This is a genomic window from Marivita sp. S6314 (assembly GCF_023015985.1).
Lineage (GTDB): Bacteria > Pseudomonadota > Alphaproteobacteria > Rhodobacterales > Rhodobacteraceae > Marivita.
In genome coordinates, this window is record NZ_JALKAO010000010.1 from 21,673 (window position 1) to 32,124 (window position 10,452).

The following is a 10,452-nucleotide window of genomic DNA, read 5'->3' on the forward strand; positions in this document are numbered from 1 at the left end:
GCGCGGTCCTCAGTGCAGGTTGGGCTGATTGCCCATGCCTTTTTCGTCGATCATCAAGCCACGGTTGAAGCGGTCGAATCGATACGCGGTTGCGGTCGGGTGGGGTTCGTCGCGGGCCAGCAGGTGGGCATAGACATAGCCCGATGCCGGCGTGGCCTTGAACCCGCCATAGCACCAGCCTCCATTGAAATAGAGCCCGTCGATATGGGTCTTGTCGATGATCGGCGAGCCATCCATCGACATGTCCATGATCCCGCCCCACATGCGCAGAAGCCGCGCGCGTCCCAGCATCGGGAAGATCGCCATGCCGCCTTCGCAGACGTCTTCGACCACCGGCAGGTTGCCGCGCTGCGCGTAGGAATTGTAGCCGTCAAGATCGCCACCGAAGACCAGCCCGCCCTTGTCGGACTGGCTGCAATAAAAGTGACCCGCGCCAAAGGTGATGACGCCCGGCAGCACAGGCTTCAGACCTTCGGACACAAAGGCCTGCAGCACATGGCTTTCGATGGGAAGCCGCATGCCTGCCTTCGCCATCACCCGGCTGGACGATCCAGCCACGCAGGAGGCAACCTTGCCCGCCTTGATCGTGCCGCGCGAGGTTTCGACCCCGGTGCAGGTGCCGTTTTCGATCAGGAATCCGGTGACTTCGCAGTTCTGGATGATATCGACACCCAACCGGTCTGCGCCGCGCGCATAGCCCCACGCCACCGCGTCGTGGCGAACGGTGCCGCCGCGATGTTGCGCCAGGCCGCCCTTGATCGGGAAGCGGGGGTTTTCGGTGTTCAGGAACGGGTAGCGTTCCTTGATCTGTGCCGTTGTCAGCAGGTCAGCATCCGCGCCGTTCAACATCATCGCGTTGCCGCGCCGGATGAAAGCGTCGCGCTGCGCGTCCGTATGGATCAGGTTCAGGATGCCGCGCTGGCTAACCATTGCGTTATAGTTAAGGTCCTGTTCCAGCCCTTCCCACAGCTTCAGCGAGAATTCATAGAACGGTTCATTGCCATCCAGCAGGTAGTTGGAACGGATGATCGTCGTGTTGCGGCCCACGTTGCCGCCACCGATCCAGCCTTTTTCAAGCACCGCGATCCGCTTCTGGCCGTAGATCTTGGCCAGATAATACGCGGTGGCCAGGCCGTGGCCGCCGCCGCCGATGATCACGATATCATAGGCGCTTTTGGGCTCGACGTCGCGCCACGCTGGTTTCCAGCCTTTGTGGCCGGTCAAGGCCTCTTTAATAACCCGTAATCCGGAATAACGCATGGAATCGGACTCCTTTGCGCAATGATGTCCGAAATTCTTGGTCGATTCTGTACTATACCGGACCAAAAACCATGCAAATCAGACATCTCGAATAGAAAATCCGATTTATGTGATCACATTTGAGGCAAGAAGATCGCCCTTCAAAAGAAAAATATTTGATCCACAGTAAAAATTTCGGTATTTATCCCGACCAGTCGCATACGGGTGCATGGACGCCGCGACTGAAGCTATCGCGCACTGGGCTCTGACCCGAAATAACGCGCATGACGAACAGGGAGACGTCACACATGAACAAATTTACCACTGCCTTGGCGACGGGTGTACTTGCCTTCGCTCCGATGGCTGCATTCGCGGCTGACAGCTCTGATCCGATCGTGATCCCGATCCACAACTGGTCATCACAGATCGTGATGTCGAACGTGGTTGGCCAGATCTTCGAGGAGATGGGCAACAACGTTGAATACGTGACCACCGACAGCCAGGCCGTGTACGAATCGGTTCGCCTTGGTGACGTCACGCTTGAAATGGAAGTCTGGGAAGGCGCGTTTGGCGCATCGTTCCGCGCGGCCATGGAAAAGGGTGGTATCGTCGATGTGGGTGACCACAACGCCGTCACACGCGAAGACTGGTGGTACCCGATGTGGACCAAGGATGCCTGCCCGGGCCTGCCAAGCTGGGAAGCGCTGAACGACTGCGCAGAGATTTTTGCGACGGCTGAAACCGGCTCCAAGGGCCGTTACCTTGACGGTCCGGTGGACTGGCTCAAGCACGGTAAAGAGCGTGTTGAAGCGCTGGATATGAACTTTGAAGTGATCAACGCGGGTTCGGCTGCGGCGCTTTGGGCGGAAATCGGTGCTGCCGAAGCGGACAAGCGTCCGGTTGTGGTTTTCAACTGGACACCCAACTTTGCCGAAGCCGTCTGGCCCGGTGAGTTTGTTGAGTTCCCAGAGTGGGTTGACGGCTGCGACAAAGATCCGGCTGTTGGTCCGAACCCGAATGCCCTGTACGACTGTGGCAACCCTGCGGATGGCTACCTGAAGAAAGCCGCATGGGAAGGCATGGAAGAGAAATGGCCTGCCGCCTACGCTGTTCTTGAAAAGATCAGCTTCACCAACCCGCAGATTGCTGAAATGGCGCGTCTGGTGGATGTCGACGAGCTTGAGCCCGATGAAGCAGCAGCGGAGTGGCTGGAAGCGAACCAGGACGTCTGGAAAGCCTGGTTGAACTAAGCGTTCAGCCCTGCAGATCATAAGCCCTGTCCGACTGTCGGGCAGGGCTTTTTCATAGACAAATCCCGAGCAGACGCGCAGCATAAGCAGCGTCCCCAAGCTCTTTTTACGTTGGAGTCCCCGATGACCACTGACGCACCTGTTATTTCCTGTAAGAACGTCTGGAAGATCTTTGGAGATGATCCAGAGGGCTATCTTGCGAAGATGCCGGCCGGACAAAGCTACGACGACATCCGGGCTGACGGGTACATCGCCGGAGTGAAAGACGTTTCGATCGAGGTCGGACGCGGAGAAATGCTTGTTATCATGGGATTGTCGGGGTCCGGCAAATCCACGCTGGTCCGTTGTTTTTCACGGTTGCACGATATCACCGGCGGCACGATCGAGGTCGAGGGTCAGGATATCATGGCGCTGGCTGAGAAAGACCTGATCGACCTGCGCCGCAACAAAATGGGCATGGTGTTCCAAAGCTTTGGCCTGTTGCCACACCGCACCGTACTCGACAATGTCGCGTTTCCGCTGGAAATGCGCGGTCAGGACAAACATGCCCGTCGCGCGCGGGCGCTCGAAGTGATCAAGCTGGTTGGTCTGGAAGGGCGCGAGGATTATTTCCCGCGCGAGTTGTCCGGTGGCCAGCAACAGCGCGTCGGCATTGCCCGCAGCCTCGCCATTGAGCCGGATATCTGGTTTCTGGACGAACCGTTCTCGGCGCTTGACCCGTTGATCCGCCGCGAAATGCAGGACGAGTTTTTGCGTCTTCAGGAAATGCTCGGCAAGACCATCGTGTTTATCACGCATGACTTTGACGAAGCGCTGCGCCTTGCGGACCGAATTGCGATCATGAAAGACGGTGCCGTTGAGCAATGCGACACGCCAGATCAGATCGTGATGCACCCGGCGACGGAATATGTTCGAAAATTCACGGAAGATATCGACAAATCGCGCGTCGTACACGCCAGCGTTCTGGTCAAACCGGATGCGCAGGGCGAAGGTGATCCCGTCTCTTCAACCGCGACAATCCATGATCTGGCCCCGACGCTTGTGGCGGATCTGCGCGAATTCATCCCCGTGACGGATGGCACCGCGGTGATTGGTGCCCTGTCTCGTCAGGAGGCGCTGGAAGTCTTGGTGGGAGCTGACTGATGGCTGTCATTTCCACCAATCAACCGGGCATCAAGCCACAACAGTATACGTCGACGCAGATCGCCACGGGTGTGTTCTGCGTCGCGCTGATTTTCACCCTGCTGCAGTTTACCGGCCTGCTGCCATCCTGGCTGCACCGGTTGCCGGAGAGCTGGATACCGCCCTTCGCGGTCTGGCTGGACGCCGCGTTCAACTTTATCCGGACCGATCTTGGTCTGGAAAAGCTGACGCGCTGGTTCGCGGAAGGGCCATTGCAATTCATGCTCGATACATCGGCCAACCTGCTATACGGCAAGAAACGCTGGCCCGGGTTTGAACAGATCCCGTGGAGCGCCATCGCGGCGGCGGCGGCGGTACTGGGCTATTACCTGGGCGGTTGGCGTCTGGCGGCACTTGCGGGGGGCACATTTGTGTGGACCGCATTGATCGGCCAGTGGACCATCGCAATGGAAACCATGTCGGTTCTGGTTGTTGCCGCTCCGATGGCTTTTGTCATTGGTCTGGGACTGGGCATTGCCGCTTGGAAATACCCGTGGGTGGACCGGGCGATCAAACCGATCCTGTCGGTTCTGCAGACGCTGCCGTTCTTCACGTATCTTTTGCCTGCGGTCATCTTTTTCAAAGTTGGTCCAACAGCCGGTGCGGTTGCCACGATCATCTATGCCATTCCGCCGATGATCCTGATGACCACTCTGGGTCTCAAGAAAGTGTCGTCAGAAGTGGTGGAAGCCGGCAAGATGTCCGGATGTTCCCGCTTCCAGATGCTGCGGCATGTCTACGTGCCCGCTGCGCGGACCGAGATCCTTGTTGGCGTGAACCAGGTGATCATGCTGTGTCTGGCGATGGTGGTTCTGACCGCGTTTATCGGGATGCCGGGACTTGGCGCCAAGCTGCTTGCGATGATGGGCAGTTTCAAACTGGGCCGTTCGTTCGAAATCGGCGTGACGATTGTGCTTCTGGCGGTGACGCTGGACCGGCTGTCCAAGGCGTGGGTGGTGAAACTGCCCGAGCATTTCGAGAAGGGCACCCCCTGGTGGCAGCGGCACAAGTACCTGCTCGCGGGTGTGGGCGCGTTTGTGTTCTTTACCATCCTGGGCCAGTTCGTGGAGTGGTTTGCCGAAATCGGACGCCGCCAGAACTTTTCGCAGGGCAAGGAAATCGACACGGCGATCAAGACTTTCCTGGCCTTTGACCTTGTGCAGGCCACGACGGAAAAGATCCGCTACGTGCTGAATGTTTGGGTGCTGAACCCGTTCCGGGACTTCCTGCTGTCGATTCCGACGGCCGGGTTCATCCTTTTTGTCGTGGCGGGGGCGCTGGCCCTTGGGGGCCGACGGTCCGGGATTTATGCTGCGGTGTTCTTTGGTCTGGTGGCCCTTTCGGGTTGGTGGGACCGGTCGGTCATCACCTTGTACTCGGTGATTTCGGCGGTGATCCTTGCGACGCTGATTGGTCTGCCAATCGGGATACTGGCGGCACGGTCCGAAAAATGGTCGCAGCGCGTTCTGCTGATCTGTGACACGGCGCAAACCTTCCCGAGCTTCATCTACCTGATCCCGGCGATCATGCTGTTTGGCATCACGGCGACGTCCGTGGTCATGTCGATCCTGATCTTCGCCATGGTGCCGCTGGTGCGGTACACGGTCGAAGGCTTGCGCGGCGTGCCCGAGGAAATGAACGAAGCGGCAGACATGTCCGGGGCCACCCGGATGCAGAAGCTGTGGAACGTGCAATTGCCCCTGGCGCTGCCAACGATGGCGGTCGGCTTTAACCAGGCGATCATGTTCGCGTTCTTCATGGTGATCATTGCGGCCTTTATCGGGACGCAGGACCTTGGTCAGGAATTGCAGAAGACCCTGGCCGGGACCGATCTTGGCAAGAACTTTGTTCTGGGTATTTGCGTGTCGCTGATGGCGCTGACCTTCGACATGGCGATCATGACCTGGGCAGACCGAAAGAAGCGGCTTCTCGGATTGTGATTCGGGAATAACCGACCGCTTTTCCGAGGCGGGTCATCGACAGGCCGACGGGTGGCGCAAACGCGCAGAGTCCCGTCGCGCATGGCGATGGCCCGCCTCTTGTCTTTGTGTCAAACCTGCGCCGAGAGATGGCGGAACGGCAGGAAGAATTTCCAAATATTTCTCGTTTCCTTGTTGACTGACAGGAAAATAAATTGAACAAAAAGAATACTGAGGCGCTGCAGGCGAGAGCAGGTGGCTGTAGGAGGTAGGACATGGCGCTGGACGATCGCAAAGGTGTGTGGAAACAGGGGCGTGGCAAAGGACGCACAAGCCCCAAAGGTCGCCAATACGAGGACTCAGCCCTCGCAGAGGTGCAGTCTTTGCTGGGAGACGCGCCGCGTCGCCGCGATCTTCTGATTGAATTTCTGCATCTGATTCAGGATGCCCACGGCCATCTGTCGGCTGCGCACCTGCGCGCCCTGGCCGAAGAAATGCGGCTGAGCATGGCCGAAGTATACGAGGTTGCGACCTTCTACGCGCATTTCGACGTTGTGAAAGAAGGTGAAACACCTCCACCCGCCCTGACGATCCGGGTTTGCGACTCGTTGTCGTGTGAACTGGCCGGGGCGCAGCAGCTGAAGGCCGCGTTGGAGGATGGGCTTGATCCGACCGAAGTGCGCGTCTTGCGTGCGCCATGCATGGGTCGCTGCGACACGGCCCCAGTGATCGAGCTGGGCCACAAGCATATCGACCACGCGACGCCGGAAAACGTGAAAGAGGCCGTCGCCGCGCGCGACACCCATGCTGTTATTCCCGACTATCAGGACCTCGCGGCGTATCAGGCCGACGGTGGCTACGAACAACTGGTTGCCCTACGCAAAGGCGGCGACTGGGAAGCGACGCAGGAACTGGTGCTGTCTGCCGGTCTTCGCGGACTTGGCGGGGCCGGATTCCCATCGGGTCGCAAATGGGGCTTTGTGCGCGCCAATGCCGGACCGCGGTATCTGGCCGTCAACGGCGACGAAGGCGAACCGGGCACGTTCAAAGACCGGTATTACCTTGAGCGGGTGCCACATCTGTTCCTCGAAGGCATGCTGATCGCCGCATGGGCGGTCGAGGCGGACACCTGCTTTATCTACATGCGCGACGAATACCCGGCAGTGCTTGAGATCCTCGCCCGCGAGATCAAGGCGTTGGAAGACGCGGGCCTTGTTGCCCCTGGTTATATCGACCTGCGCCGTGGTGCCGGGGCGTATATCTGCGGTGAAGAATCCGCGATGATCGAATCCATCGAAGGCAAGCGCGGCCTGCCGCGCCACCGCCCGCCATTCGTGGCGCAGGTGGGGATCTTCAACCGCCCGACGCTGGTGCATAACGTGGAAACCCTGCACTGGGTCGCGCGGATCTGCCGCGAGGGCGCAGAGTGTCTGAGCAGCACGGAAAAGAACGGGCGCAAGGGCCTGCGGTCCTATTCCGTATCAGGCCGTGTGGCGAAGCCGGGTGTCTACCTTCTGCCAGCGGGCAGCACGATCATGGATATCATCGACGCCTGTGGCGGCATGGCCGAGGGTCACACCTTCAAGGCCTACCAGCCGGGTGGCCCGTCTTCGGGCTTGTTGCCCGCCAGCATCAATGACGTGCCGCTTGATTTCGACACGCTGCAACCGCTGGGTACCTTTATCGGTTCGGCTGCGGTTGTGGTCCTGTCGGACAAGGACAAGGCCCGCGATGCTGCGCTGAACATGCTGCGGTTCTTTGAAGACGAAAGCTGCGGCCAGTGCACCCCGTGCCGGGTGGGCTGCGAAAAGGCGGTCAAGCTGATGCAATCGGACCGCTGGGACCAGTCGCTGCTGGAAGAGCTGAGCCAGGCGATGGTGGATGCCAGTATCTGTGGTCTGGGGCAGGCGGCCCCGAACCCAATCCGACTCACAATGAAGCACTTCCCGGAGGAAATCTGATCCATGACTGATCAAATCACCTTTACGCTGGACGGCGAAACGGTCACTGCCGAACCGGGGATGACGATTTGGGAAGTGGCGAACGGGCGGGGTCTTGTCATTCCGCATCTGTGCCACAAACCTGCGCCGGGGTACCGCCCCGATGGCAACTGCCGCGCCTGTATGGTCGAGGTCGAAGGCGAGCGGACGCTGATTGCGTCCTGCATCCGCGAACCCGTGGATGGCATGGTTGTCACCACCAATTCCGCCCGCGCCGAAAACGCGCGCAAGATGGTTGTCGAAATGCTGGTCGCCGATCAGCCGGAGCGCAACGAAGCCCACGACAAATCCGCCCATTTCTGGGATATGGCCGATCAGAACGGTGTGTCCGAAAGCCGCTTTCCCAAGCTGGAGGAGGGCCGCATCCCGTTGCTCGATGACAGCCATGTGGCGATGTCGGTCAACCTTGATGCCTGCATCCAATGTGGTCTGTGCGTGCGCGCCTGTCGCGAAGTGCAGGTCAACGACGTGATTGGCATGTCGGGACGGGGGCACGATTCCTACCCGACCTTCGATTTTGCCGACCCGATGGGCACGTCAACCTGCGTGGCCTGTGGGGAATGTGTGCAAGCCTGCCCGACGGGCGCGCTGATGCCGTCTTCTGTTGTCGATGAGAACCAGGTCGGTGACAGCATGGATTTTGACAGCGAAACCGAAAGCGTCTGCCCGTTCTGCGGCGTGGGCTGCAAGGTGTCGCTCAAGGTCAAGGACGGCAAGGTCAAATATGTCGAGGGCATCAATGGCCCCGCAAACGAAGGCCGTCTGTGCGTCAAAGGCCGCTTTGGATTTGACTATATCCACCACGAGCACCGCCTGACCAAGCCGCTGATCCGCCGCGAAGATGCGCCGCCCAAGGGTCTGAATGTCGATCCGGGCAATCTTGATACCCATTTCCGTGAGGCGACATGGGAAGAAGCGATGGACGCTGCCGCCGGTGGTCTTGCCAAGCTGCGGCAGGCACATGGCGGCCAATCGGTTGCCGGTTTTGGGTCTGCGAAATGCACCAATGAAGAGGCGTATCTGTTCCAGAAACTGATCCGTCAGGGTTTCAAGCACAACAACGTCGATCACTGCACCCGCCTGTGCCACGCCTCGTCTGTTGCGGCTTTGATCGAAAACGTTGGATCGGGGGCGGTGACCGCAACCTTCAACGAGATCGAAAACGCCGATGTTGCGATCGTGATCGGGGCCAATCCGGTCGAAAACCACCCGGTTGCGGCCACGTATTTCAAGCAGTTCGCCAAGAACGGCGGTAAGCTCATCGTGATGGACCCGCGCGGGCAGGGGCTCAAGCGGTTTGCGTCACACATGCTGCAATTCCGCCCCGGTGCGGACGTGTCGATGCTCAACGCGATCATGCACGTGATCGTCGAAGAAAACCTGTACGACCAGCAATATATCGACGCCTATACCGAGAATTGGGAGGCCGAGAAAGAACACCTCAAGGCCTTCAGCCCGGAAGCGATGGAACCGATTTGCGGCATTGCACCGGATGTGATCCGCGATGTCGCGCGCACCTTTGCCGGCGCCAAGGCGGCCATGATCTTCTGGGGCATGGGTGTCAGCCAGCACATCCACGGCACCGACAATTCGCGGTGTCTGATCAGCCTTGCGCTGATGACCGGTCAGGTTGGACGCTCCGGCACGGGTCTGCACCCGCTGCGCGGACAGAACAACGTGCAGGGCGCGTCTGATGCGGGCCTGATCCCGATGTTTGTTCCGGATTACCGGTCGGTCGAGGACCCATCCGTCCGTGAAGACATCTTTGGTGTCTGGGGGCGCGACGACGACTGGTCGAACAAGCGCGGCTTGACGGTCACTGAGATTGTCGATCAGGCCTATGCGGGCAACATCAAGGGGATGTATATTCAGGGCGAAAACCCGGCCATGTCCGACCCGGATGTGGAACATGCCCGCGACGCCTTTGCCAAGCTTGAGCATCTGGTGGTGCAGGATATTTTCCTCACGGAAACAGCCTGTTACGCGGATGTGATCCTGCCGGCCTCGGCCTTGTACGAAAAGAACGGCACGGTTTCGAACACGAACCGTCAGGTGCAGCGGGTCCGTCCGGCTGTGCCGCCCCCCGGTGACGCGCGCGAAGACTGGGCGATCACGGTGGAACTGGCGCAGCGGCTTGGCTTGCCATGGGAATACACCGATGTGAGCCAGGTGTTTGCCGAAATGAAGCAGGTCATGGGGTCGCTCGACAACATCACCTGGGAGCGTCTTGAGACAGAGACCATCACCTACCCGTCGCTCAGCCCGACCGACCCCGGTCAGGCCGTGGTGTTCGGCGATGGGTTCCCGCGTCCGGAAGGGCGCGCGCGCTTTACCCCGGCATCGGTGATTGCACCGGACGAAGCGCCGGATTCGGAATACCCGATGATCATGACAACCGGGCGTCAGCTGGAACACTGGCACACCGGGTCGATGACGCGCCGCGCATCTGTGCTGGATGCGGTCGAGCCAGAAGCGAACTGTTCACTGCACCCCAAAACGCTGCGCGCGTTGGGCGTCGCCCCGGGCGACATGGTGCGGCTGACCACGCGGCGCGGGTCGATCGAGATCATGGCGCGGGCCGACCGGGCGGTGTCCGAAGACATGGTCTTCGTCCCCTTCGCCTATGTCGAAGCTGCGGCCAACGTTCTGACGAACCCGGCGGTCGATCCTTACGGCAAGATCCCCGAATTCAAATTCTCCGCCGTGCGCGTTGAAGCCATCACAAAGATCGCGGCCGAGTGACCGCGTCCCCCAAACAGGAAGATCCCCATGTCATACAAGTCAGATATTGAAATAGCGCGTGAGGCGTCGAAGCGTCCGATTCAGGAGATTGGCGAGAAGATCGGGATCGGGACGGATGAT

General features: G+C 59.6%; 6 protein-coding genes. 5 read left to right on the forward strand and 1 reads right to left on the reverse strand.

What is annotated here, in order from left to right; genetic code table 11:
• Nucleotides 1-9: 9 nt before the first annotated feature.
• The gene (locus tag MWU54_RS17990) at nt 10-1,260 is read right to left on the reverse strand and encodes a sarcosine oxidase subunit beta family protein (RefSeq protein WP_247086523.1); all 1,251 of its coding nucleotides are present in this window, start codon (nt 1,258-1,260) and stop codon (nt 10-12) included.
• A 287-nt stretch (nt 1,261-1,547) separates the two neighbouring features.
• Between MWU54_RS17990 and MWU54_RS17995 the strand changes: the two genes are divergently transcribed.
• From MWU54_RS17995 to fdhF, 5 genes are all read left to right on the forward strand, one after another.
• Entirely contained in the window at nt 1,548-2,489 is a 942-nt protein-coding gene (locus tag MWU54_RS17995; RefSeq protein ID WP_247086525.1) for an ABC transporter substrate-binding protein, read from the forward strand.
• A gap of 123 nt (nt 2,490-2,612) precedes the next feature.
• Nucleotides 2,613-3,632, forward strand: a complete 1,020-nt coding sequence (locus MWU54_RS18000) for a glycine betaine/L-proline ABC transporter ATP-binding protein (RefSeq protein WP_247086527.1) — start codon at nt 2,613-2,615, stop codon at nt 3,630-3,632.
• Nucleotides 3,632-5,611: an ABC transporter permease subunit gene (locus MWU54_RS18005; protein ID WP_247086529.1), complete on the forward strand. Its 1,980-nt coding sequence runs from the start codon at nt 3,632-3,634 to the stop codon at nt 5,609-5,611. The genes MWU54_RS18000 and MWU54_RS18005 overlap by 1 nt, the downstream gene beginning before the upstream one ends.
• Nucleotides 5,612-5,865: 254 nt before the next feature.
• On the forward strand, nt 5,866-7,551 hold the full coding sequence (locus tag MWU54_RS18010; RefSeq protein ID WP_247086531.1) for an NAD(P)H-dependent oxidoreductase subunit E: 1,686 nt from the start codon (nt 5,866-5,868) through the stop codon (nt 7,549-7,551).
• Nucleotides 7,552-7,554: 3 nt separating this feature from the next.
• Nucleotides 7,555-10,332 (forward strand): formate dehydrogenase subunit alpha, encoded by a 2,778-nt coding sequence (fdhF, locus tag MWU54_RS18015; protein ID WP_247086533.1) that lies wholly within the window; start codon nt 7,555-7,557, stop codon nt 10,330-10,332.
• Nucleotides 10,333-10,452: the final 120 nt, after the last annotated feature.

Excerpts from the sequence above, each read along its gene's own strand:
- MWU54_RS17990 (WP_247086523.1), bottom strand. The coding sequence starts at position 1,260 with ATGCGTTATTCCGGATTACGGGTTATTAAAGAGGCCTTGACCGGCCAC.
- MWU54_RS17995 (WP_247086525.1), top strand. The coding sequence starts at position 1,548 with ATGAACAAATTTACCACTGCCTTGGCGACGGGTGTACTTGCCTTCGCT.
- MWU54_RS18000 (WP_247086527.1), top strand. The coding sequence starts at position 2,613 with ATGACCACTGACGCACCTGTTATTTCCTGTAAGAACGTCTGGAAGATC.
- MWU54_RS18005 (WP_247086529.1), top strand. The coding sequence starts at position 3,632 with ATGGCTGTCATTTCCACCAATCAACCGGGCATCAAGCCACAACAGTAT.
- MWU54_RS18010 (WP_247086531.1), top strand. The coding sequence starts at position 5,866 with ATGGCGCTGGACGATCGCAAAGGTGTGTGGAAACAGGGGCGTGGCAAA.
- fdhF (WP_247086533.1), top strand. The coding sequence starts at position 7,555 with ATGACTGATCAAATCACCTTTACGCTGGACGGCGAAACGGTCACTGCC.